This window comes from Pseudomonas sp. PHC1, from assembly GCF_046487845.1.
Classification (GTDB): domain Bacteria; phylum Pseudomonadota; class Gammaproteobacteria; order Pseudomonadales; family Pseudomonadaceae; genus Aquipseudomonas; species Aquipseudomonas sputi.
Map to the genome: position 1 here is coordinate 90,766 of NZ_JBJXHJ010000001.1, position 23,909 is coordinate 114,674.

Genomic DNA, 23,909 nt, shown 5'->3' on the forward strand with positions numbered 1-23,909 from the left:
CCAGCCGCTGCCTCGCAGCGGCTTTTGTATTTTCTGAAATAACGAAGTGGAGAGCCGCATGGTTCCCGTAATCGCCCTGGTGGGCCGACCGAACGTCGGCAAGTCCACCTTGTTCAACCGCCTGACCAGGACTCGCGACGCCATTGTCGGCGACTTGTCCGGTCTGACCCGTGATCGCCAGTACGGTGAGGCCAAGTGGCAAGGGCGTTCCTACATTCTGATCGACACCGGCGGTATCTCCGGTGACGAGCATGGTATGGACGAAAAAATGGCTGAGCAGTCGCTGCTGGCCATCGAAGAAGCGGATGTCGTTCTGTTCCTGGTAGATGCCAAGGCCGGTTTCACTGCCGCCGACCAGATGATCGCCGAACACTTGCGCAAACGTAACAAGCGTTCCCATGTGGTGGCCAACAAGGTCGACAACATCGACCCGGAAATGGCCCGCGCCGAATTCTCCCCGCTGGGCATGGGCCACGCGATCCCGATCGCCGGCGCCCACGGTCGTGGCATCACTCAACTGCTGGAAGCTGCCCTGAGCGACTTCCCGCGTGATGATGACGAGCCGGCGGAAGGTGAAGAGGAAGAAGTGGTCGCCGAAGGCGAGGAAGCCAAGCGCATTCCTGGCCCGAGCGAAAAAGACGGAATCAAGATTGCCATCATCGGCCGTCCGAACGTCGGCAAGTCGACCCTGGTCAACCGCATGCTCGGTGAAGATCGGGTAATCGTCTACGACCAGCCCGGCACCACCCGCGACAGTATCTACATCCCGTTCGAGCGTAACGACGAGAAGTACACGCTGATCGACACCGCCGGTGTGCGCAAGCGCGGCAAGATCCACGAAGAAGTCGAAAAATTCTCCGTGGTCAAAACCCTGCAGGCGATCAAAGACGCCAACGTGGTGATCTTCGTGATGGACGCCCGCGAAGGCGTGGTCGATCACGACCTCAACCTGCTGGGCTTTGCCATCGAGGCGGGGCGTGCGCTGGTGATCGCGATCAACAAGTGGGACGGCATGACCCCGAGCGAGCGCGACTACGTGAAGGTCGAGCTGCAACGTCGTCTGTTCTTCGTCGATTACGCCGATATTCACTTCATCTCGGCTTTGCACGGCACGGGCGTGGGCAACCTCTACGCCTCGGTGCAGAACTCGTTCAAGTCCGCGGTCACCCGCTGGCCGACCAGCCGCCTGACGCAGATTCTCGAAGACGCGGTCAGCGAGCACCAGCCGCCGATGGTCAACAGCCGCCGGATCAAGCTGCGATACGCTCACCTGGGGGGGGCGAACCCGCCGATCATCGTGATCCACGGCAACCAGATCGAGAAAGTGCCGAAGTCGTACGTGCGCTATCTGGAAAACACTTACCGCCGTGTGCTCAAACTGGTCGGTACGCCGATCCGGATCGAGTTCAAGGGCGGCGAGAACCCGTACGAAGGCAACAAGAACACGCTGACCGACCGTCAGGTCAACAAGAAGCGTCGCTTGATGTCGCACCACAAGAAAGCCGACAAAAAACGCCGCGACAAGAAGTAAAAAGAGCCGCTGCGAGTTTCCAGCTGCAAGCTTCAAGTCAACGCGGAAGCAAAGAGGGCTCTGTTCAGAGCCCTTTTTTGTGGGCGATGGATTGATGCTTGAAACTTGTCGCTTGCAGCTTGAAACTTGCAGCTCACCTGCAAGGGGCTCCCGATGATCACCAGCAAGCTGCCGAATGTCGGCATCACTATTTTCACGCAGATGTCTCAGCTCGCGGCGCAGACCGGAGCGATCAACCTTTCCCAGGGTTTTCCCGATTTCGACGGCCCGCAGGCACTGCGCGACGCGGTCGGTCGACACATCGCCAGCGGTCACAACCAGTATTCGCCCATGACCGGCCTGCCGACGCTGCGTCAGCAGATCGCGGCGAAGATCGCCCGCAGTTATGGCGTCAACGTCGATGCCGACAATGAAGTGACCGTGACCCCTGGCGCGACCCAAGCGATTTTCTGTGCGATCCAGGCGGTTATCCACAGCGGCGACGAAGTCATCGTGTTCGACCCGGCCTACGACAGCTACGAGCCATCGGTGGAACTGGCCGGTGGGCGCTGCGTGCATGTGCAGCTTGGGCTGAAGGATTTCTCCATCGACTTCGAAAAGCTCAGCGCAGCCCTGAGCCCACGCACGCGGATGATTATCCTCAACACCCCGCACAACCCGAGCGGTGCGCTGATCAGTCGTGCCGAGCTGGATCAACTGGCGGCGTTGATCCGCGACCGCGACATCTACGTGATCAGCGACGAAGTCTACGAACACCTTGTGTTCGACGGCGTGCCGCATGTCAGCGTACTGGCCCATGAAGAGCTGTATCAGCGCGCCTTCGTGGTCAGCTCGTTCGGCAAGACCTATCACGTCACCGGCTGGAAAACCGGCTACGTCGTGGCACCGCCGGCCCTGACGGCGGAGCTGCGTAAGGTGCATCAGTACGTCAGTTTCTGTGGCGTGACACCGTTGCAGTACGCCCTGGCCGATTACATGGCCGAGCACCCGGAACACATCGAAGAGCTGCCGGGTTTCTATCAGGCCAAGCGCGATCTTTTCTGTGATCTGCTGGCGCCGTCGCGATTCGGCTTCACCCGGGTCACCGGCACCTATTTCCAACTGGTCGATTACTCGCAGATACGCCCAGATCTGAACGATGTCGAGATGGCGATGTGGATGACTCGCGAGCATGGCGTGGCGAGTATTCCGGTGTCGGTGTTCTACCAGGATCCACCTGAAGGCCAGCGTCTGGTGCGCCTGTGCTTTGCCAAACGTGAGGAGACGCTGCGGGAAGCGGCGACCAAACTATGCGTGATCTGAGTGCGTTGCCTGATCTCAACCTGGCGCTGATCCAGACCAGCCTGACCTGGCATGACCGTCGGGCCAATCTCGAGCATTTCGACGCGTTGCTGGAGCAGGCGCGCGGTGCCGATCTGATTATCCTGCCGGAAATGTTCACCACCGGGTTCTCCATGGAGTCCGAAACCCTGGCCGAAGCCGAAAACGGCCCGACCAGCAAATGGCTCAGGACCCAGGCGGCGAAGCTGAACGCCGTCGTTACGGGCAGCGTGATTATCCAGGCCGCCGACGGCAGCCATCGCAACCGCCTGCTGTGGGCACGACCGGACGGCGAAGTGCTGCATTACGACAAGCGCCACCTGTTCCGCATGGCCGGCGAGCACAATCACTACACGCCCGGCGAGCGCCAGGTGCAGTTCGAACTCAAGGGCTGGCGGGTGCGGCCGCTGATTTGCTACGACTTGCGCTTCCCGGTGTGGAGCCGCGACGCTCAGGACACCGACCTGCTGCTGTACACCGCCAACTGGCCGGGTGCACGGCGTCAGCACTGGAACCGGTTGCTGCCGGCCCGGGCCATTGAAAACCTGTGCTATGTGGCGGCGGTCAACCGGGTTGGCACCGATGGCAAGGGTTTCGCGTATACCGGAGACAGTCAGGTGCTGGATTTCCAGGGCGAGACGTTGCTGGCGGCGGGGGAGGCTGACGGGGTGTTCAAGGTGGTTCTGGAAGCGGCTTCGCTTGCCGCTTACCGCGAGCGCTTTCCGGCGAATCTGGATGCCGATACCTTCGAGTTCACCTGATAGCCCAAGTCACCTGGATCGTTCCCACGCTCCGCGTGGGAATGCAGTTCGTGACGCTCTGCGTCCCTTGAGGCATTCCCGCGCAGAGCGTGGGAACGATCATCGCGATCAGAACGAAAAAGGCCCCGGGGGTGCAAACCCCGGGGCCTTTTGCGTTGCAGCGGTAGTTACGCCGCTTTCGCTTCCGGCTGGCTCAGCGAGCGGTTCAGCGCGCTGAACAGGGCCTTGAAGCTGGCGGTGGTGATGTTTTCATCGATGCCCACGCCGTGTACTGCACGTTCGCCATTCACACGCAGTTCGATGTAGGCCGCCGCCTTGGCGTTGGTGCCCGCGCCGATGGCGTGTTCGTTGTAGTCCATGATCTCCACCGGAATCGGCAGACCGGCCACCAGCGCTTCCAGCGCGCCGTTGCCCTTGCCGCGCCAGTGCAGGTTGGTTTCGCCCTGACCCTTGCTCGCCACTTCCACTTCGACGGCGCTGTTGCCGTTTTCTTCCTGCAGGCGATGGCTGACCAGCGCGTACGGGGTGTTGGCTTGCAGGTATTCGCTGTGCAACAGCGCGTGGATTTGCTGGGCAGTCATCTCCAGACCCAGGCGATCGGTTTCACGCTGCACGACCTGGCTGAATTCGATCTGCATGCGACGTGGCAGGCTGATGCCGTATTCCTGTTCCAGCAGGTAGGCGATGCCGCCCTTGCCCGACTGGCTGTTGACGCGGATCACCGCCTCGTAGCTGCGGCCGATGTCGGCCGGGTCGATCGGCAGGTACGGCACTTCCCACAGGGCATCGGGTTTCTGCTGGGCGAAGCCCTTGCGGATCGCGTCCTGGTGGGAGCCGGAGAAGGCGGTGTGCACCAGGTCGCCGACATACGGGTGACGTGGGTGAACCTGGATCTGGTTGCACTCTTCGACGACCTTGCGCACGCCGTCGATGTCGGAGAAGTCCAGTTGCGGGTCCAGGCCCTGGGTGTACATGTTCAGTGCCACGGTGACGAGGTCGACGTTGCCGGTACGCTCGCCGTTGCCGAACAGGCAGCCTTCGACGCGGTCGGCGCCGGCCATCAGGCCCAACTCGGTGGCGGCCACGCCGGTGCCACGGTCGTTGTGGGTGTGCAGGCTGATGATCACGCTGTCACGGCGGTTGATGTTGCGGTGGAACCACTCGATCTGGTCGGCGTAGACGTTCGGGGTCGCGCATTCAACGGTGGCTGGCAGGTTGAGGATGATCTTGTGCTCAGGCGTCGGGTTCCAGACCTCGATCACCGCGTCACAGACTTCCTTGGCAAATTCCAGCTCGGTGGCGCTGAAGGTTTCCGGCGAGTATTCGAAGGTCCACTCGGTGTCCGGCTGCATGGCGGCGTATTTGACGAACAGCTTGGCGGCGTTCACGGCGATGGCCTTGATCCCGTCCTTGTCCTGGTTGAACACGATGCGACGGAAAGAAGGGGAGGTGGCGTTATACAGGTGAACGATGGCTTTCTTCGCCCCGCGCAGGGATTCGAAGGTGCGCTCGATCAGGTCTTCACGGCCCTGAGTCAGCACCTGGATGGTGGTGTCGTCCGGAATGTGGCCGTCTTCGATCAAGGTGCGCACGAAGTCGAAGTCGGTTTGCGAAGCGGCCGGGAACGACGCCTCGATTTCCTTCACGCCCACCTGCACCAGGGTTTTCCAGAAACGCAGCTTTTTCACCGCATCCATCGGCTCGATCAGCGACTGGTTGCCATCACGCAGGTCGGAGCTGCACCAGATCGGCGCGGCATCGATGGTTTTCGACGGCCAGGTACGATCCGGCAGGTTGATCACAGGAAACGCGCGGTATTTCGAAGACGGGTCTTTGAGCATGCTCATCGGGAAATTCCTTATTGTCTGGGCCGAAAAGAGGCGGCCTGCCGGTGGAACGAACGTTCTTGGAAAAGCGTGGGACGAGGCGCAGCGATTCAGCCCGGCAGTCGTGCGCTGACGAGGCACAGGCTGCGGTGCTGGCGAAGCTGAATGAGGGTGTGAGAGGTTTTCATGCCTTCAACCCTAACCGCGGGGGATGAGGATGGCAAGCAGTCGAAAAAAATTGAGAGGAATACCCGGAAAGCGGTTTTTTCCGAGATTTTATTCTTGATATGGCGGTAATTGTTGGCGGGGATTGCGCGGAGCATTCGTCGTGCGCAATCCCTGCCGGAGAGTCTTCAGCCTGAAATCAAGGCTGGAATGCACCAATGAAAATCGCTGGATCGACCCGCGCATCGTTCAGACTGATGTTCCAGTGCATGTGCGGCCCGGTCGCCCGACCTGTGGCCCCCACCTTGCCCACCACCGCGCCCCGCGCCAGTTGCTGGCCGTTCTGCACATCAATCTTCGACATATGGCAGAACATGCTGATGAAACCCTGGCCGTGATCGACGAACACCGTGTTGCCATTGAAAAAGTAATTGCCGATCAGGATCACCTTGCCTGCCGCCGGGGTCTTGATCGGCGTGCCCGCCGGTACCGCGAAGTCCAGACCTGCGTGCGGATTGCGCTCTTCACCGTTGAAGAAGCGGCGCACGCCGAACTTGCTCGACAGCGGCCCGTTGACCGGCTTGTCCAGCAACAGGTTGCTCGGTGTGTTCGGGCTGAAGCTGCGGTAGGCCTTGATCTGCTCGGCCAGTTCGCCCTCGATGCGCTTGAGGTTGGCCGGGTTCGGATTGACCTGCTGGGTGTTCTTCAGGGTGATGTGCTGTTCCGGGTACTTCTTGTTGCCGACGCTGAAGTTGAGGTTGCGGTTGCCACTGCTGATCTGCTGAACGCCGGGTTTGACGGTCAGCGCAATGCCGACAATCGCCAGCCAGTTGTTCTGTTCCCTGACCACCAGCACCGGTTTGCCCTGATACGTGGCTTTCGGCGCTTGCGCGGCGCTGCCCAGATCAATGACAGCCACGCCGCCCGGCACCGGTTTGTTCAGCAGGCGGGTGATGTAACTGTCGGCGTGGGCGTTGAAGGTCAGGCACAGCAACAGCAGCGGAGCGAGAAAGCGCGGCATGGATCAGTCCAGTAAAGAGAGGGTGACGGGCGTCAGGTGATTGTCCTCGACGCGCACTTGCAGTTCGCCTTCGCCCAGCCTGGCCTTGAGGCGTTGGCCAGTGTGGGTCTGCGCGGCGTTGCGGATCGCGTTGCCGCGTTCATCCAGCAGAATGCTATAGCCGCGACCCAGGGTCGCCAGCGGGCTGACCACGTGCAGGGTCTGCATCTGGCTTTGCAACTGTAAACGGCGGCGTTTCAGACCTTCGTTCATCGCACGTGGCAGGCGTTCGGCGAGACTGTCGAGACGCTGGCGCAACAGGGTCAGTTGGCGTCCCGGGTGTTGCCCGGCGAGGCGGGTTTCCAGGCGGATCAGGCGTTCGCGGCGGGTATTGAGCTGGCGCTCGAAGGCGCGGCGCATGCGCATGTCCAGATCATCCAGACGCTGTGCCTGCTGGCGCAGACGTTCGCCAGGATGGCGCAAGCGGCGGGTCATGCCTTCAAGGCGCAGGCGATCGCGCATCAGGCGGTCACGCATGCGCATCACCAGCCGGCGATGCAGGCTTTCGACCTGCCGGATCAGGTGGCTGGAGTCCGGGGCAAGCAGTTCAGCCGCAGCGGACGGCGTCGGTGCGCGCACGTCCGCCACGAAGTCGCTGATCGACACATCGGTTTCATGGCCGACTGCACTGACGATCGGCGTGACGCAGGCGTCCACCGCGCGGGCCACGGCCTCTTCGTTGAAACACCAGAGGTCTTCCAGCGAGCCGCCGCCACGGGCCAGGATCAGCGCGTCGAAACCACGGGCATCCGCGAGTTTGAGGGCGCGGACGATTTGCGCGGTGGCTTCGCGGCCCTGAACGGCGGTCGGGATCAGCGTCAGCTGTACCTGCGGTGCGCGGCGGCGGAATACGCTGATGATGTCGCGGATCACCGCACCGGTCGGCGAACTGATGATGCCGATGCGCTGCGGGTGAGCCGGCAGCGGTACTTTGCGCTCGGCACTGAACAGGCCTTCGGCGCTGAGCTTTTCCTTCAAGGCATCGAAGGCCAGACGCAGGGCACCGTCACCGGCCGGCTCCACAGTGTCGAGGATCAACTGATAGTCGCCACGCCCTTCGAACAGCGAGACCTTGCCGCGCACCTTGACTGCCAGGCCATCCTTCAGTGCCTGCCGCACGCGCGCGGCATTCTGGCGGAACAGCGCGCAACGCACCTGCGCGCCGCTGTCCTTGAGCGTGAAATACACGTGGCCGGACGCCGGGCGGGCGAGGTTGGAGATTTCGCCTTCGACCCAGATGTTGCTGAACACGTCTTCGAGCAACACCCGCGCGCGGCCGTTGAGCTGGCTGACGGTCAGGACTTCGCGGTCCAGGCCGAGTCTTGCAAAGGGATCTTTAATCATGGGGCGCAGTTTAAAGGCATTCGCCGGTGAATGTCTGGAGGAAGTGTTGCACCAGAGGCGTGGGATTTTGCCGAGACGCGAGGGCGACGGTGCTTTGGCAATCGCCGGTCAGTGGCAGGAATCTCACACCGGCAGGCGCAATGTCCTGCATCGATTCCGGCAGCAGAGCGATGCCGAATCCGGCCTGGATCAATTGCAGCTGTGTGGTCTTGCGCGACATCACCCGCGCAGCCTGTGGGAAGAAGCCGTGACGCATGCACAGCTCGGCGCACAAATAGCTCAGCCCGCCGCGCTGCGGGTGCGGGATAGAGATGAACGCTTCGTTCTTCAATTGCGCCAGGTCGACGGCGTCCGCCAATGCCAGTCGATGATTCGCCGACACGGCAAGCAGCAAGCGTTCGGTGTAGAGCGGCACAATTTGAACACCTTCACGCTGACGCAACACCGGCAGGCGCAGAAGGCCGATATCGAGGCAGCCCTCGGTCAGTTCTTCAAGTTGTGCTTCCGATGACAGCGTGCCGATATCCAGCGAAACCCCGGGCTGCTGCTCCAGGTAAGCGCTCATGTCGCGCAACAATCGGCCACCGATCGGTACGGTACTGGAGTGACAGACACGCAAGGTGCCGCGCTGGCCCTGGCCGATTTGCGTGGCCAAAGTGCTCGCCTTGTTCAATTCATTGAGCAGGTTTCTCGCCCGGGGCAGGAACGCTTCGCCAGCGGCGGTGAGCCGGGGCTGGCGCGCGGTGCGTTCGAACAGCGGCGTGTGCAGGCGGGTTTCCATGTCCTTGATCTGCCGGCTCAGCGCCGACTGAGCAATGAACAGCCGTTCGGCTGCGGCACTGAAGCTGCCGCTCTCGGCGATTTCCACGAAGTAGCGTAATTGACGGGTTGAAAGCACGAGGCATGCCTTTTCGAGATGGCTTGGCAGTTTCGATGATATTAGTCGCAACCCTCGGCGCTGGCTAAAGTCATCGCAGGCTTATTAAGGAAGCGAGCGAATGAGTGGGGCGGGGTTGTTGAGCGAATGGTCGTGGGGCGCGCAGGGCTGGGTGGTGATCGGACTGGCCATCGCGCTGGCCTACATCGTGTTTGGGATTGCCGGATTCGGTACGGCGCTGGTGGCGGGGCCGATTCTGATTCTGTTCATGCCGCTGTCGAAGATCGTGCCATTGCTGGTGCTGCTGGATTTTGTCGCGGCGTTCGGCAACCTGCTGCCGTCGCGGCGGGATGTGGCGAAACCGGAACTGCTGCGGCTTCTGCCGTGGATGGCGGTGGGGTGCACGCTGGGGGTGATTTTTCTGCTTAACCTCAAGTCCGATCTACTGTTGCTGTTGATGGGATTGTTCATCAGTGCTTATGCGATCTACAGCTTGTGGATCAGGGCGCGACCGGCGCAGTTGTCTGCCGGGTGGGCGTTGCCGATGGGGACGGTGGGCGGGCTGTTCGGCGCATTGTTTGGCAGTGGCGGCTTTCTTTATGCGATCTACCTCAACAGTCGACTGCCCAAGGACGCGGCGCGGGCCACGCAAAGTGCGCTGATCAGTTGCAGCACGGTGGTGCGTTTGAGCCTGTTTGCCATCGCCGGGGTGTATGCCGAGCTACCCTTGTTGATGCTTGCGCTGTGCCTGATGCCGGCCATGGCGCTGGGCTTGTGGGTCGGGCGGCGCTTGACCATGCGCTTGTCCCGCGAGGCCTTCGTGCGGCTGGTGACCTGGCTGGTGCTGGCGAGCGGGATTGCGCTGATCGGCCGCTATTTAAGCACTTGACCGGATTTTGTCAGGGATTAAGCTGCCGGCCGCGTTCGTCGCAGAACATCCTTTGACGCAGCAGGCTTGCACCATGAATTCCCAAAGCATCATCGTCCCGAAAATCTCCAATCTGCCGGTGCATGAACCCCGGGCCCGGGCGATTTTGCGCTGGCTGGTGCGCAAGAACATCGTCAAGGAAGAACTGAGCACCTGCGGGCGTACCGGCAATCGCATGGCCTACGCCATCGCCGATGGCGCCCGCGCGGTGGTGCTGCACCCCGAGGCGCTGCCGTTCGGTGAGCCGATCAATGGGCTGGAGGTCATCACCAAGCGTTGCATCTACACCCCGGCCAAGGGTTTTCTCGAAGAGGCCGGTTGCGCCGAGTGCCGTCAGGAAATCGGCGAAGCGCTGTTCGAAAGCCTGGAAGACTGGATGCCGGGGCGCACCGACAACTTCACCTGTCCTGAATGCGGGCATGAGGACGACATCAACGGTTTCCTGTTTTTGCAGGAATGTGGTTTTTCCAACCTCGGTTTCATCTTCAACAACTGGCTGGAGGCGGGCTTCAAGCAGAGTTTTATCGACGAATTCGCCGACTGGCTGGATCAACCGGTGAGTTGGGTCAAGGTCGAGTTGTAGGGGGCGTTTTTCCCGTACATCAGCAACATTGATATAAGACAAGTTTTACATTGAGCCCGGTAGGGTGTCTGAGTATAATGGCGCGCTTCCATTTTCCCGCTCGGGAGCCCCCGCGATGCTGCGTATCAGCCAAGAAGCTCTGACCTTCGACGACATTCTCCTAGTGCCCGGTTATTCCGAGGTGCTTCCTAACGAAGTCAGTCTGAAGACCCGCCTTACCCGTGGCATCGAGCTGAACATTCCTCTGGTTTCTGCCGCCATGGACACCGTCACCGAAGCCCGTCTGGCAATCGCCATGGCTCAGGAAGGTGGCATCGGCATTATCCACAAGAACATGACCATCGAGCAGCAAGCTGCCGAAGTTCGCAAGGTCAAGAAGTTCGAAGCCGGTGTGGTCAAGGACCCAATCACCATCGAGGCTGACGCCACGGTTCGTGATCTGTTCGAACTGACCCGCATGCACAACATTTCCGGCGTTCCGGTGCTGCACGATGGCGACCTGGTCGGCATTGTCACCTCCCGTGACGTACGCTTCGAAACCCGTCTGGATGCCACCGTTCGTGAAGTGATGACGCCCAAAGAGCGTCTGGTCACTGTTCGCGAAGGCGCCGACAAGAACGAAGTCCGCGAGCTGCTGCACAAGCACCGTCTGGAAAAAGTCCTGATCGTCGACGACAAGTTTGCCCTCAAAGGCATGATGACCGTCAAAGACATCGAAAAAGCCAAGGCCTACCCGCTGGCCAGCAAGGACGACCAGGGTCGTCTGCGCGTCGGCGCGGCGGTCGGTACCGGTAAAGACACCGGTGATCGCGTTGCCGCACTGGTCAATGCCGGTGTGGACGTGGTGGTGGTCGACACCGCACACGGTCACTCCAAAGGCGTGATCGACCGCGTTCGCTGGGTCAAAGAGAATTTCCCTGAAGTGCAGGTGATCGGCGGCAACATCGCCACCGGCGCCGCTGCCAAGGCTCTGGCCGAAGCTGGCGCCGACGCCGTCAAGGTCGGTATCGGCCCTGGCTCGATCTGCACCACCCGTATCGTCGCCGGTGTCGGCGTTCCGCAAATCAGTGCCATCGCCAACGTCGCCGCAGCCCTTGAAGGCACTGGCGTTCCGTTGATCGCCGACGGCGGCATCCGTTTCTCCGGTGACCTGTCCAAGGCCATTGTGGCCGGTGCGTCCTGCGTGATGATGGGCTCGATGTTCGCCGGTACTGAAGAAGCGCCGGGCGAGATCGAACTGTTCCAGGGCCGTTCGTACAAGGCTTATCGCGGCATGGGTTCGCTGGGCGCCATGTCCCAGGCTCAAGGTTCCTCCGACCGTTACTTCCAGGACTCCTCGGCAGGCGCCGAGAAGCTGGTTCCGGAAGGCATCGAAGGCCGTGTTCCTTACAAGGGCACCCTGAGCGCGATCATTCACCAGTTGATGGGCGGTCTGCGTTCTTCGATGGGTTACACCGGCAGCGCCAACATCGAAGAAATGCGCACCAAGCCAGAGTTCGTGCGGATCACCGGTGCCGGCATGGCCGAATCCCACGTCCACGACGTGCAGATCACCAAGGAAGCGCCAAACTACCGCGTAGGTTGAGGCTTCAAGCAAAACGTTAAATGACCGGGGCTGTTTTATTCAGCCCCGAGTTGTTTCTGAATCAAGACTGTTTCTGAATTACTTAGACGAGACTGAATCATGGCCCTCGACATTCACGCTCACCGCATCCTGATCCTCGACTTCGGTTCGCAATACACCCAACTGATCGCTCGCCGCGTGCGCGAAATCGGTGTGTACTGCGAACTGCACCCGTTCGACATGGACGAGGATGCGATCCGCGAGTTCGCGCCAAAAGGCGTGATCCTCGCCGGCGGTCCCGAGTCCGTGCACGAAGCCAACAGCCCGCGCTGCCCGCAAGCGGTGTTCGATCTGGGCGTACCGGTCTTCGGTATCTGCTACGGCATGCAGACCATGGCCGAGCAACTGGGCGGCAAGGTTGAAGGCTCCGAGCTGCGTGAGTTCGGTTATGCCCGCGTTGACGTGGTCGGCAAGAGCCGTCTGCTCGACGGCATCGAAGACCACATCGACGCCGACGGCCTGTTCGGCCTCGACGTGTGGATGAGCCACGGTGACAAGGTCACCAAAATGCCGAGCGATTTCCACATCCTGGCCAGCACCCCGAGCTGCCCGATCGCCGGCATGTTCAACGACGAGCGCGCTTACTACGGCGTGCAGTTCCACCCGGAAGTGACCCACACCAAGCAGGGCGGTCGCATCCTGTCGCGTTTCGTGCTCGACATTTGCGGCTGCGAAGCCTTGTGGACTCCGTCCAAGATCGCCGAAGACGCCATCGCCAACATCCGCGCGCAGGTCGGTACCGACAACGTGCTGCTGGGCCTGTCCGGCGGTGTGGATTCCTCGGTGGTTGCGGCGCTGCTGCACAAGGCCATCGGTGATCAGCTGACCTGCGTCTTCGTCGACAACGGGCTGCTGCGTCTGCACGAAGGCGAGCAAGTGATGGCCATGTTTGCCGAGAACATGGGCGTCAAGGTGATCCGTGCCAACGCCGAAGACCAGTTCCTGAACAACCTGGCCGGCGAAGCCGATCCAGAGAAGAAGCGCAAGATCATCGGCCGCACCTTCATCGACGTGTTCGATGCCGAATCCTGCAAGCTCGACAACATCAAGTACCTGGCTCAGGGCACTATCTACCCGGACGTGATCGAGTCGGCTGGCGCGAAAAGCGGCAAGGCCCACGTGATCAAGTCGCACCACAACGTGGGCGGCCTGCCGGAAGAGATGAACCTGAAACTGGTCGAGCCACTGCGCGAACTGTTCAAGGACGAAGTCCGTCGTCTGGGCCTGGAACTGGGCCTGCCGTACGACATGGTCTACCGTCACCCGTTCCCGGGCCCGGGCCTGGGCGTGCGGATCCTCGGTGAAGTGAAGAAGGAATACGCCGACCTGCTGCGTCGCGCCGACCACATTTTCATCGAAGAACTGCGCAAGGCCGACTGGTACCACAAGGTCAGCCAGGCCTTCGTCGTGTTCCAGCCGGTGAAATCGGTAGGCGTGGTCGGCGATGGCCGTCGTTACGCCTGGGTCGTGGCCCTGCGCGCCGTGGAAACCATCGACTTCATGACCGCACGTTGGGCACACCTGCCTTACGAACTGCTGGAAACCGTTTCCGGCCGCATCATCAATGAAATCGAGGGTATCTCGCGCGTTACTTACGACGTGTCGAGCAAGCCGCCGGCGACGATTGAGTGGGAATGATCCCGCGTCGCGCCCTCTAGAATTCAAGGTTGGATTCGCAGAGGCGCAAAAGGGGTTAAAGAAAATGCCAGTCAGTTAATCTGACTGGCATTTTTGTTTTTGGGCGGAAAGTGTGGAGGCGGGCGCGGGTATTAGAGGAACTGTGACCGAATCAAATCCGTATCGAACGGTGTTATCCCTTGATCAGGTGCAAACACCGCTTGTGCCTGCTGCGGCGAAGCCACTCGTTCGCCTCGTGCTCGCACATGCAAATCGAACAATGTCTCCAGATCAGGCCGTGGTGTATGTACCAGAGCTCGCAGCATCAACGATATTCCGCTGAGGTTGTTCCCGACATTGTTCCACCGGGGAGCTGAAGTCAGTCCCAGGTCGGCCCAGATCACGCGCCGCTCTTGCAAGTCCATCACAAATGGCAGACAGATCTGTGTGTCGGACGCGATATCGATTCGATCAAACACGGTTCGCGGCTCGAATATTTCACCCGATGCCGTATCGGCGCGGGCCATCCAGCCAGCGAAGCATTCGGGAAGGTCGCAGTACGGCTGTTCGGTGAACGAGTTGATAGACGTGACGACGTAACGGATGCCTTTCTCGACGAGGACGTCAAGATCGAGGTCGATGAACTCGGAGGCCCCGTTGGGCGCGTCGACGATGTCGCCGCTGTGGTAACCGCCGAAATCCCTCAGGTTGTAATACGCGACCGTTTGTTTGAATACGAAGTTGGTGTCAAAAAATGCAGCGGACAAGTCGATGTCGGTGCGCGCACCACCATTCTTCCACCACAGGAACAGGCGAATGAAACGTGTGTCGGGCATCGGCAAGCGACTGCCTCGCACCAGCGTGCGCAGTGACTTCGATGAAGCACGCTGCGCCAACGGTACCCGGTAATCGCGTAACGCTGGATCGATGAAACAGCGGCCCAATGGCGGCAGTGACGCGAAGCGCTTTACCAGAGCGTCTTCACAGATTCGCGCTGCGCGCGCCAACACTTCAGATGTGAGAGGTTCGCGGCGATCCTGGATGCCAAAGATTTTGGCGAATGAACCTTTCGGTGTGAAGGCTCGAAGAGGCAGGGGGCGCGGCGCACGTGACTGGGCCAGCAACTGCAGCAGGACAGGCGAGGACACTTGTGGTGCAACAGCCTCGAACGCATCGAGAACCGGCTCCGGTTCCGTCGCGCGCCGCAGTGTCGCGTCCAGCCGTCGTGCGAACTCACCGGGACGGTTTTGTAGCACGGGCACAAGTTCGGCAATCTCGCGCTGGGCGAACAGTGTTTCGACACGTGAACCAAACGAGGCTGGCGATTCGTTGCGACGCGCTGCGGTGATGGCGGCCAGCGCTCGTGGGTACTTATCGGCGTAGTCACCCGGATGAAGCACTTCAGCCAGGCGTTTCCATCGCTCGGCTTGCCGCATAACGTCTTCTCTAGCGTTGGGTAATCGATCGAGCAGACTCAACAGCAGACGGCGCATCGAGCGCTTCATCGCTTTGAAACGTGTCGTGGCGGTGGCCAGTGACACGTCTCCGTCATTCAGTGCGATTGCAAGTCGAAGCACGTCAGTCGCCGTTTCGACGTTTTGCTCCAGGAATGCGTCCACCCGAGCATCGCCAGCGACATGCAGGATCAGTGCGCCGCCAATCTGTGCCCGGATCTCCCGGAACGGGATGACCTCAGGCAGCAGACGGAACACATCATTTTTGTACTCGCGGATAAACCACGCGACATCGGCCGCTTCCTCTTCGGAGAGCGAAGTGCGTGATGCAGCCAGCGACTCGAGCAGTGACTCGAATTCAGGGATGCTTCCCGGTTCGATAACCCAGGGTATGAAGTTGCCTTCAAGCAGTGGAGGTCGAGATTCTTCAGTCGCTGGTAAACGTCGAAGCGAGAGGTAATGCATGACGGCGTTAAGGTACAACTCGGCTTCTGAGGCCGACAGAACCTGCTCTGGAAAGTCAGGATAAAACGGCCGGTGGTGCACATGAGCGCCACTTCTGCGCCGAAGAACTCTGACAATGTCACGCAACCAGTACTTGAGTTCTGTCGCCGACAACAGGCCGATTTGTTCAATCAGAGGCTCTGACAGTACGCATCGGAACGCCGCGATTTCCCGGATAGCCGACGCGACCTGAGCGCGCGTGGCACCGCCAGTGCCCATCGGGACGTGAACTTTGCTACGGCGACGCAGGAACAGCTCCTGATTCATGCTTGATTTTCTCCTTGAGGCGCCGTCGTGGACGAGCTGCAGCATCGTATCTACAGCTGATGTAAAAACGCCTGCAAGCAGCAGGCGCGGTGTGGAGAGCGGAACCCCTAGGTCATCAGGGGTTTAGAAGGAAGGTGTTCCATAGCCACGCGGGCATTCTACGGAAGGTAGTCCCTGTTTGTCAGGCTGGTGCGAATCTCAACGGTAACTGACTGCTTCACTAGAGGGGCTGACCACGCCCTGAAGGCATAAACGCAGGCGATTCAAAAAGCCGTGTGGATCAGTGATTCACACGGCTTTTTTGTGTTCAGTTACAAGGGTTTCGACCAGCCGGCCAGCGTCATGCCGCGTTGATCAAGTGCCTTGAGCAGCGCATCGATGCTGTCGAAGCGTTTTTCATGGAGTGTGGGCCATGATGGTCGTTCGATGAAAAAACGGCCGGATTCGAACTCGATCGGAGTCTGCACCATCTGGTTCTCGCGGGATCGGTGGCACAGGAGGGTTTGCCGAGGTTCTCGCTTCAAGGTGTACATCCCCGGTCGGGTCAGCAGTTTTTCCAGTTCCGCTTTTGTTTGCGCATACCAGGGCGTTTCTACCTGCAGACGCAAGTCGCCTCTGGCCACGCCTGCCGAGGCGCCATTGTCGTCGAAAAACGTTTTGCCCGGATCGGGTTCGATACCGTTCGAGTGCCCTTGGGCCACATCCTCGACGCGCAAACCAGCAGCGCCTTCCAGCTCACTGACCCCCGCGACACCTTCAAAGGTGTTGGAGTGGGAGTTCCCCATCAGCGCCACCCAGCGGTGTGCACCGCGTGCTGCCTGATCTGCGCTGATCACGGTCCGGGCATGGAAATTCATCATTTTTTGCCGGATCGCCAGTTCGCGTGTGTTCATCCCGCCCAGCTGGTAACTTGCCATGCAGTCTATAGCCTGAACCCGGATGCCATGCTTGTTTGACTCGATTACCAGGTTGAGAAAGGTATAGCGCCCGGTCGGATCGGTCAGATGTCCCAGGTCCTGACTGATCAGATACCACTCAAGACTCCTGGGCATTACCGATGTCCTGGCAAAGTTGTCCAGTGCCGCCTGGTGGAAGTCTGTCAGCAGATGTTCCAGATAGATTGTTTTTACACCGTTCCTGGCCAGGGTTTGCATATTGTCGATAAGAAACTGTTTGGCACCGATCTCTGAATGGCTCTCGCCGACAACCAGACCTGAAAACTCTTCGAATAGCCGGGCGATGATGGTGGGGCCTGACGAGGCAGGGTCCAGTGGCGGTATGGCCGGGCGCGGGGGAAGGGGTGGATCCGCGTAAAAGCGGACTGCATCCTGTTGCAGTTGTGCTCTCAGGGACTTGAAGTCGGCATAGGCCTCGGCGGATTCGTTGACCGCAAAAGCGTCTGACAGCAGGAGTGGTTCATGGCCGTTGACCGCTTCCGTCAATGCCTGGCGGTGCTGAGGCGGGATGTCATAAGGCGAAGCGACCTGCGGCGTATCCGTCACCGTCGAAGCGGGGGAAGACATCCCCGTCGCGCTGCCGGCCGAGGCTGAAGGCGTGGGCTGCGGTTCGCCGACGACAGGTGATCTGCCGGGCGGCGCCTTGGGATCGATGCGGACCCGCGTCAGACTCAGGCCTTCATCCTCCAGCGCCTGGCATAGTGCCTGGACACTCTCGAAGTGGCGACCACTGATAGAAGTCCAGCGTGGTCGTGTCACGAAGATACCGCCTCCCTCTTGCTGGACAGGCGTGTTCACCAGTTGGCCGTTACCACTGCGATGGACCAGCATCGACTGGCCGTTTTCGACCTTAAGCATGAACATGCCTGCGCGTGGCAGTGCCTCGTCGAGCGTGCGTGCCGTGGTGAGGGGGGCAGGCGCTTCCAGTTGCAGTCTCAAGTCACTCTTGATCTGGTCCACGGGCCGTTTCAGCAGATCGAATATTTTCTTGCCAGGGTCGGTCGTGATTCCGCGCGCCAGGCCCGGATCAACCTCCTCGACACGCAGCGAGACGGCGCCTTCCAGTTCACTGAGCCCGGAGACGTTGCCCATGGTGCTGGCGCGCTCCTGATCGACCAGTGCGACCCAGCGATGTGCGCCTCTGGCTGCCTGGTCCGCACGGATCACGGTGTCGGAAAAGTAATTCATCATCTTCCGGCTACTGATCTCGGATGTTTGCTCCATGAGCGGAAAGCGCCGGCTGGCCATGCAGTCGAGGGCCTGCACGCGGATATGATTCTTCTGTGCGGTCCTGACCAGTTCAGTGTACGCGTGGGGTGAGGCCGGATCAGTGCCGAAGCGGGAATCCAGAAATTTCAGATAGTCTTCCAGCGCGGGGGACATCTTGCCGGTCTTGTGGAAGGTATCGAGATCCAACTGATGAAAATCGGTCAGCAGATGATCCAGGTACAAGGTCTTGACCTTCTGTTTGCTCATGACCTTCAGGTTGTCGATCAGCACTTGCCGGGCGCCCGAGGTGGCGTTGTCCTGACCGATGACCAGGCCGGGCGCTTCCTTGAGCACGCGCTTGCTCATGTCGGAAAAGGAAGTGCCGGTCTTGAGTGCAGGCACCGTTGGACGCGGTGGCTGATTCGGGGCGGCATAGAAGTTGATGGCGTCGTCATACAGACTGCGGCGAGTGGTTTTGAACGCCTGATAGAGGCGGTCACTGCCTTTGACGCTGTCCAGCGGAAAGTCATCGACGCGGGCTTCTGCCAAGGGCTGCATCGTCGTTCTGGATGAGCCGGGGACATCATAGGGCATCGGTTCTGTCGAGACATCGGGCAGCGGATCGGCCGTGTGCCCCCAGGGCCACTCGCCGAAAATTTTCATACCGCCCCTGAGTCCGGGGCGTGCGACAGTCTCCCATTGGCGCGCCTCATTCAGGCGCACCGGCACGTTGCGATAAAACGAATGGGGATTGGCCGGATCGATGATGACCCAGCCACGCATCTGTTCGACGTAGCGAACCTGATAAAAGCCGTCGCCGGAGGCACGGCGCATGTAGATGTACTGCTTGCCGGACGCCGTCTGAATGATGTCCTGAAATTTGAGATTACCGGCTTCGATCCGCGTCCCCTCGCCGGGAACCGTCTTGAATGACGCGAGAAAATCTTCGGGTTGTGCAGGTAGCACTTGCTTCGGTGCGATTTGCGCCAGGTCAGGCAGTGGCGAACGAGCTGCGGCCGCTGCGGCAAGTTTTTCCTCTGCTGCAATGGACAGTCCGGTTTGAGCAATGGCTTCCTGCGAAGCAATGACGGTATCGGTCTCGGCGATCTCCGGCAGTCGACCACTGCCTTTGATAAACGTAGCGTTGAACAGCGTATCGATGGCGGTAAATATGGCGCCGGTCACGGCAGCCTTGCGCGCCTGAGGGGTCTTGCCATTGACCGCTTGATCGATTTGCAGACCGACGTTGGCGATACCGGCACCGACAACCGCCAGCGCCACCGGCCAGCCAACCGCTGCCATGGGACCAAACATTCGATTAAAGGCGTTGAGGTAACCGATCCACAGCTTTTTTCGCAGATCGCCATTGGTATGCATCATGAACTCCGCATCGCTGATCATGCGGGCCTGGGTGGCTGTCGACAGGAAAGAAAAGATGTCCTTGTCCAGCGCTTCGCCGGTGTGGGCGACGAGCGTGTGATCATCGCTGTCCCAGGTACTGACCAGCAGGTCCAGTACATGGTTGAGCCCGACATTCTCGATATGCGGCGCGCGCCAAAGCTCCGAAACGATTCCAATCATGGGCTCCAGGAGCCCGAGCCAGCGCCGTTTTGCGACGGCTCGCCAGGACGTGTCCTCCATGATGTCGTGATCGGCGACCTGGAAATGCGCCATGAAGCGCTTTCGATCCGAAGGCGTTCTGATCTGCGACAGTACCCACCAATGCAGGTCGCGAGCGTTCTGCAAGGCGTGTACACCCCAGATTTCTCCCGGTACGTACAGGATTGCGCCGCCCTTGCCATCGGTGATGCACAGGATGTCGGTCGCAACGAAGCCGCCGATTTTCAGCAGACCCACGCGCAGGCCATCGGGCGGCAATGCCTCATCCTCAAGCATCTTGCGTGTGACCGGCCAGCTCACATTGCCGGCGATGGCTTTGACAGCCACCTTGAAATTGTCATCCGACAGCCGACCGCTTTCGCGATCTTCCATGGCCTTGGCCAGAAAGGTGCATTTGGCCAGCGTGCGGAATGTCGTGCCGTGTTTGTTCCAGAAAGAATCCACTTTTTGCCGGTAGCGGTCGGCAAAGTTGATCGCCCAGAATGTCTTCAGCACATCGCTGCTGTGCAGCCGCACTTCGTTGGTTTCGTTGTAGGTGCTGGCCTGCGGACCGGCGGTGTAGAAACCGGCATCGGAATCCAGGAGGTCGGCGTTGTCCTGGTCGTGCACGCTGAATCGCTGGATCACCAGTTGTGGCAGTGTCATCGATTCGCGCGGGGTTTCGAACAGGTGCTCCCAGCCTGTAAAGGTTCGGGGGCTGCTCTGGGCCGCCCGAAATCGATGCCAGTAAACCTGCTCCGGTTCCAGATCCTTGATGCCATGACGATCAAGAATGTCCCTGGCAATCGCGCAAGCCATTTCGTACATGTCGGGGCAGGCCTCGACCAGTGCCGGCACCAAGGCCCTGAGCGCCTTTCTGTCATCGGAGTTGGGCAACGTGATGTCGTTTGTTGTGTCCACAGTCTTTCCTTGAGCGTGGTGGTTGAAAAAACACCGCGATCATTTCAAGTTCAGACGAGAGTCGTCTGTCAGACGCGAGGACTGTCTGTTGTCGTATCAGATCAAAAGGTGGATAGGAAAACTCCGCAGCGAAGGCATGCCCCCGACCCGGGCAAGCCGAAGGAAGCGTGCCCGGTGTCGGAAAAGAATATCGCCTCGTCGTTGGATCAGTTCGGCAGGCGGCTTTGCAATTGCAGGCCCATTTGTTTCAGTGCGCTGGATAACTGTTCAAGGTTTTCGTAAGGAATACGATGAATCGAAGCCCAGGATGGCCGATCGATGTAATAGCGTCCATCAGCGAAGGTCTGGATCGGGGTTTGCACCATCTCTCCATTTACGCTGCGGTGAAACAATCGGTAGGTGCCTTGAAAGCGTTCAAACACATACATGCCCGAGTGATAAAGCAGTCGGTGTAACTGCAACTCGCTTCGGCTCACCGGTGGCGCTTCCATTTTTAGCAGCATGTCGGCGTACAGCGGATCGGAGTTTCCGCGCATCGTTGCTGTCTGCGGGTGCGGGCCTCGTTCGAAGTCGATGCCCGGGTCTGTCGTCAACTGTTCGCCTTGCCCCGGATCTACCTCTTCAATGCGGATCCCGATCCCCCCCTCCAGCTCGCTGATGCCGGCAGCGCCCCTGAATGTGTTGGTGTTTTCCACCCCCGTCAGCACCACCCATTTGCCGACGTCATTCAGCGATTTGTCCATGAACATGATGTCGGCTGTAAGGTGATTGGTCGCGATCTGTTCTTGTGGTCGGGTCAGCGAAACGGGTTTTCTATACATCGCCGTACAGTCGGTAGCCTGGACCCGAATGCCGTTCTGCCTGGCACTTTTCACCAGTGCCAGTTCGTCGAACTGTGCCGCCGGGTCGGTGCCGAGCCGGGCCAGATACTTTTGCAGGTCGTCGGACATGACCCCGGACTTGAAATAGTTGTTCAGGTCAGCCTGGGCGAAGTCGCTGAGCAACCGGCGTACGTAGAGGGTTTTGACCCCTTGGCGCGCCAGAGCGGGCATGTTTTGAATGATCAGTCGCATGCTGGTGATGCGCCCCGGGGTTTCGCCGATAACCAGGCCCGGCGCGGCCTCGAGTGCCTGGGCAATGAAATCCGCGAAGGTCGTTGAAGGAGTGACAGCAGGAATCGGCGGGCGGGGCGGCAGGTTCGTCCATGAAAGATCGTGGTAGAAACGTCTCGCGGAAAACAGCAGGGCTCTGGCCTTCTCGGTGAAATTCGGGGTGTATCGATCCGATGCGATCAACCCGCCATCAGGGCCGACCTGCAGCTGAACATGCGTTTCGCGCAATTGCATGGCCCATCGTTTCAGTTCCTGCTGACGCGCGGGGTCGACGTCGTACGGCGTTCTGACCAGGCGGATGTCGTTTGTTACAGGCGAAGCTGAAGTCGAAGGCTGAGGTTCGGCGGTCACTGGCGTTTGTGGGGCCGATTGCGGCGGGGGTTGTTCTGTTTCTTCGGCGGCCGTCTCGAGCGTGTCGAGTTCCATGGTGACCTCCAGGGTGCATTGTTTGCCAAGACACTGACCGCCGCCCTTGAGCCCCAGTGGAGTCATCCGTTCCCACACACCTTCACTGTTCAATCGCACCGGTAATGCATTAATCAGCTGATTGGGTTTGCCCGGGTCGACGATCGCCCAGAATCCGCGACCTTGTGAGTCGTTGAAGTACCGCACGTAATAAGCTGCATCGTTCATCACGATTGCACAGGAAGGCTCGGTGTTCAGCCTGTAGATCCCCTGGTATTTGCCGGGCTCCGATACCGGTGTCAGTCCGTCCAGCACTTCGTTGGACTGATACTTCTGCGGGACCCTGGATCGCGGCAGGGTCTCGGACGGGCCGGGCGACAGCTCTTCCATGGCAGGAACAATTTCGTTCGGATGCTCCGACTCCAGTTCCGATGCTGCACCGGCGTCAGTCACTTCGCTTGATTCGATCGCTTGCAAAGACTCATCAAGCTCCGCCAGTGCCCCGGTTCCCTTCAGGAACGGGATATTGAGCAGCGCATCGATACCACTGAGGACCGCTGCGAGAACACCTTCCTTGCGCTCCCCGGCGGTTTTGCCGATTACCGCCTTGTCAATGTTCAGGCCCATGTTCGCAAGGCTGGCGCCAATCACCGGCAATGCGACAGGCCAGCCCACCATGGCCATCGGTGCGAACACTTTCAGGCCGGCACTGAGGTAGCCGATCCACAATTTCTTGCGCAGATCGCCATTCGACGTCAAAGACAGGTCGGCTTCGGCAAACATCGCATCGCGAGTGGAATCGCGAAGCCAGGTGAATGCATCCCCTGTTATTGCCCGTTCCCTTGAATTGACCAAATGATGGTCACTGTGGCTCCAGGTGTTGACCAATCGATCTGTCAGATCATTGATGTTCTCGCTGATCGAGTGTCGGTCGGCCAGTTGGAAATGATCGAGAAGACGTTCACGGGGCACGTTGTCTTTCAATTGTTGCAGGGCCCACCAGTGAAGAGCGGCGGGCGTGTCCAGCACGTGGAACGCGTCGCTGCTTCCGGGTACATAAACAATTTGCCTCCCCTGCGAGTCGATGATGCGCAGCATGTTGGTGGCCACATGACCGTCGATTTCCAGCCTGCAGACCCGTAGACCATGACCGGGCTCGGCTTCGCGTTGCAGGGTGTGCAGGTTGACGGGCCAGGTCAGCGGGCCGCACAGCGCATTGATCACTGCCTGAAAGTCTTGGTCACTCAGGTGGCCGAGATCTCGCGCTTCGATGGCTTTATGGAGGAAGCTGCATTTGGCCAGGGTGCGGAACTCGCTGGCGTGACGGCTCCAGAAGGTTTGCAGTGCGTTGCGGTAGCGCTCGCTGAAGTTGATGTTCCAGAAGTCGTTCAAGACCTCGTTGCCGTGCAGGCGCACTTCGTTGGTTGCATCGAAGTTTTCGGTTTCCGGGCCCGCGGTGTAAAAACCGCCATAGAGATCCAGCAGGTCTGCGTTGTCCTGATCCGTGGCGCGAAACCGGTGAATGACCAATTGCGTCAGGGTCAGGCTTTCATAGGGCTTTTCGCCGTAGTGCTGCCAACCGGTGAATGATACGGACAGGCTCTGGGCGGTTCTGAATCGGTGGAAATAGACATGATCGGGGTCGACGCCGGTCATGCCGTGTCTTGCGAGCAGCTCGGTGGCAACCTGACGGGCCGTGTCATTCAGGCTCGGACAAGCTGCGACGACTTGCGTGGCCATGTTCCTGAGGGCGGCCTTGTCGGCGGCGTTTGGCAGGGGACGGGGATCTGCTGGGGTCATTCGCTCTATTCCTTGAGAGAGAGGTCGACAGAGTCACTCATTCACA

Annotated in this window: 14 protein-coding genes; 7 read left to right on the top strand and 7 right to left on the bottom strand. The window is 59.9% G+C overall.

Going from position 1 to position 23,909, the window contains the following annotated elements; translation table 11 throughout:
• Nucleotides 1-58: 58 nt before the first annotated feature.
• The 3 genes from der (at nt 59) to ACKJSM_RS00495 (ending at nt 3,612) form a co-directional block, all read left to right on the top strand.
• Complete coding sequence (gene der, locus ACKJSM_RS00485) at nt 59-1,531, top strand: ribosome biogenesis GTPase Der (protein WP_410236374.1); 1,473 nt, start codon at nt 59-61, stop codon at nt 1,529-1,531.
• A gap of 153 nt (nt 1,532-1,684) precedes the next feature.
• Nucleotides 1,685-2,833, top strand: a complete 1,149-nt coding sequence (locus tag ACKJSM_RS00490; protein WP_410236375.1) for a pyridoxal phosphate-dependent aminotransferase — start codon at nt 1,685-1,687, stop codon at nt 2,831-2,833.
• Nucleotides 2,821-3,612, top strand: coding sequence for an amidohydrolase (locus ACKJSM_RS00495; RefSeq protein ID WP_410236376.1), 792 nt, complete (start codon nt 2,821-2,823; stop codon nt 3,610-3,612). The genes ACKJSM_RS00490 and ACKJSM_RS00495 overlap by 13 nt, the downstream gene beginning before the upstream one ends.
• Nucleotides 3,613-3,779: 167 nt before the next feature.
• On the opposite strand, the gene leuA is transcribed toward ACKJSM_RS00495, so the two are convergent.
• From leuA to ACKJSM_RS00515, 4 genes are all read right to left on the bottom strand, one after another.
• On the bottom strand, nt 3,780-5,459 hold the full coding sequence (gene leuA, locus ACKJSM_RS00500; RefSeq protein ID WP_227233463.1) for a 2-isopropylmalate synthase: 1,680 nt from the start codon (nt 5,457-5,459) through the stop codon (nt 3,780-3,782).
• 343 nt (nt 5,460-5,802) lie between these two features.
• Entirely contained in the window at nt 5,803-6,624 is an 822-nt protein-coding gene (locus ACKJSM_RS00505; protein ID WP_236181236.1) for a peptidoglycan DD-metalloendopeptidase family protein, read from the bottom strand.
• Between the two features lie 3 nt (nt 6,625-6,627).
• On the bottom strand, nt 6,628-8,007 hold the full coding sequence (gene xseA / locus ACKJSM_RS00510) for an exodeoxyribonuclease VII large subunit (protein WP_410236377.1): 1,380 nt from the start codon (nt 8,005-8,007) through the stop codon (nt 6,628-6,630).
• A 10-nt stretch (nt 8,008-8,017) separates the two neighbouring features.
• Nucleotides 8,018-8,905: a LysR family transcriptional regulator gene (locus tag ACKJSM_RS00515; RefSeq protein ID WP_410236378.1), complete on the bottom strand. Its 888-nt coding sequence runs from the start codon at nt 8,903-8,905 to the stop codon at nt 8,018-8,020.
• Between the two features lie 100 nt (nt 8,906-9,005).
• On the opposite strand from ACKJSM_RS00515, the gene ACKJSM_RS00520 reads away from it, so the two are divergent.
• The 4 genes from ACKJSM_RS00520 to guaA all read left to right on the top strand — a co-directional run bounded on the left by ACKJSM_RS00520 (nt 9,006) and on the right by guaA (nt 13,657).
• Nucleotides 9,006-9,773 carry a sulfite exporter TauE/SafE family protein gene (locus ACKJSM_RS00520; protein WP_410236379.1) on the top strand — a complete coding sequence of 256 codons (768 nt, stop codon included), beginning with the start codon at nt 9,006-9,008 and terminating at the stop codon, nt 9,771-9,773.
• 73 nt (nt 9,774-9,846) lie between these two features.
• Complete coding sequence (locus tag ACKJSM_RS00525; RefSeq protein ID WP_236181239.1) at nt 9,847-10,395, top strand: sugar ABC transporter ATPase; 549 nt, start codon at nt 9,847-9,849, stop codon at nt 10,393-10,395.
• A 115-nt stretch (nt 10,396-10,510) separates the two neighbouring features.
• The gene (gene guaB / locus ACKJSM_RS00530) at nt 10,511-11,980 is read left to right on the top strand and encodes an IMP dehydrogenase (protein ID WP_011335798.1); all 1,470 of its coding nucleotides are present in this window, start codon (nt 10,511-10,513) and stop codon (nt 11,978-11,980) included.
• A 99-nt stretch (nt 11,981-12,079) separates the two neighbouring features.
• A complete protein-coding gene (gene guaA, locus ACKJSM_RS00535) occupies nt 12,080-13,657 on the top strand; it encodes a glutamine-hydrolyzing GMP synthase (RefSeq protein ID WP_011335797.1) in 1,578 nt (525 codons plus the stop codon).
• Between the two features lie 131 nt (nt 13,658-13,788).
• Here guaA and ACKJSM_RS00540 read toward each other — a convergent pair whose 3' ends face one another.
• From ACKJSM_RS00540 to ACKJSM_RS00550, 3 genes are all read right to left on the bottom strand, one after another.
• On the bottom strand, nt 13,789-15,861 hold the full coding sequence (locus tag ACKJSM_RS00540) for a TerD family protein (protein WP_410236380.1): 2,073 nt from the start codon (nt 15,859-15,861) through the stop codon (nt 13,789-13,791).
• Nucleotides 15,862-16,172: 311 nt separating this feature from the next.
• Nucleotides 16,173-20,546 (bottom strand): membrane-targeted effector domain-containing toxin, encoded by a 4,374-nt coding sequence (locus ACKJSM_RS00545; protein WP_410236381.1) that lies wholly within the window; start codon nt 20,544-20,546, stop codon nt 16,173-16,175.
• Between the two features lie 206 nt (nt 20,547-20,752).
• Nucleotides 20,753-23,863, bottom strand: coding sequence for a dermonecrotic toxin domain-containing protein (locus ACKJSM_RS00550; protein ID WP_410236382.1), 3,111 nt, complete (start codon nt 23,861-23,863; stop codon nt 20,753-20,755).
• Nucleotides 23,864-23,909: the final 46 nt, after the last annotated feature.

What these genes read in the sequence shown, in the direction of transcription:
- der (WP_410236374.1), top strand. Translation starts at nt 59, where the DNA reads ATGGTTCCCGTAATCGCCCTGGTGGGCCGACCGAACGTCGGCAAGTCC.
- ACKJSM_RS00490 (WP_410236375.1), top strand. Translation starts at nt 1,685, where the DNA reads ATGATCACCAGCAAGCTGCCGAATGTCGGCATCACTATTTTCACGCAG.
- ACKJSM_RS00495 (WP_410236376.1), top strand. Translation starts at nt 2,821, where the DNA reads ATGCGTGATCTGAGTGCGTTGCCTGATCTCAACCTGGCGCTGATCCAG.
- leuA (WP_227233463.1), bottom strand. Translation starts at nt 5,459, where the DNA reads ATGAGCATGCTCAAAGACCCGTCTTCGAAATACCGCGCGTTTCCTGTG.
- ACKJSM_RS00505 (WP_236181236.1), bottom strand. Translation starts at nt 6,624, where the DNA reads ATGCCGCGCTTTCTCGCTCCGCTGCTGTTGCTGTGCCTGACCTTCAAC.
- xseA (WP_410236377.1), bottom strand. Translation starts at nt 8,007, where the DNA reads ATGATTAAAGATCCCTTTGCAAGACTCGGCCTGGACCGCGAAGTCCTG.
- ACKJSM_RS00520 (WP_410236379.1), top strand. Translation starts at nt 9,006, where the DNA reads ATGAGTGGGGCGGGGTTGTTGAGCGAATGGTCGTGGGGCGCGCAGGGC.
- ACKJSM_RS00525 (WP_236181239.1), top strand. Translation starts at nt 9,847, where the DNA reads ATGAATTCCCAAAGCATCATCGTCCCGAAAATCTCCAATCTGCCGGTG.
- guaB (WP_011335798.1), top strand. Translation starts at nt 10,511, where the DNA reads ATGCTGCGTATCAGCCAAGAAGCTCTGACCTTCGACGACATTCTCCTA.
- guaA (WP_011335797.1), top strand. Translation starts at nt 12,080, where the DNA reads ATGGCCCTCGACATTCACGCTCACCGCATCCTGATCCTCGACTTCGGT.
- ACKJSM_RS00540 (WP_410236380.1), bottom strand. Translation starts at nt 15,861, where the DNA reads ATGAATCAGGAGCTGTTCCTGCGTCGCCGTAGCAAAGTTCACGTCCCG.
- ACKJSM_RS00550 (WP_410236382.1), bottom strand. Translation starts at nt 23,863, where the DNA reads ATGACCCCAGCAGATCCCCGTCCCCTGCCAAACGCCGCCGACAAGGCC.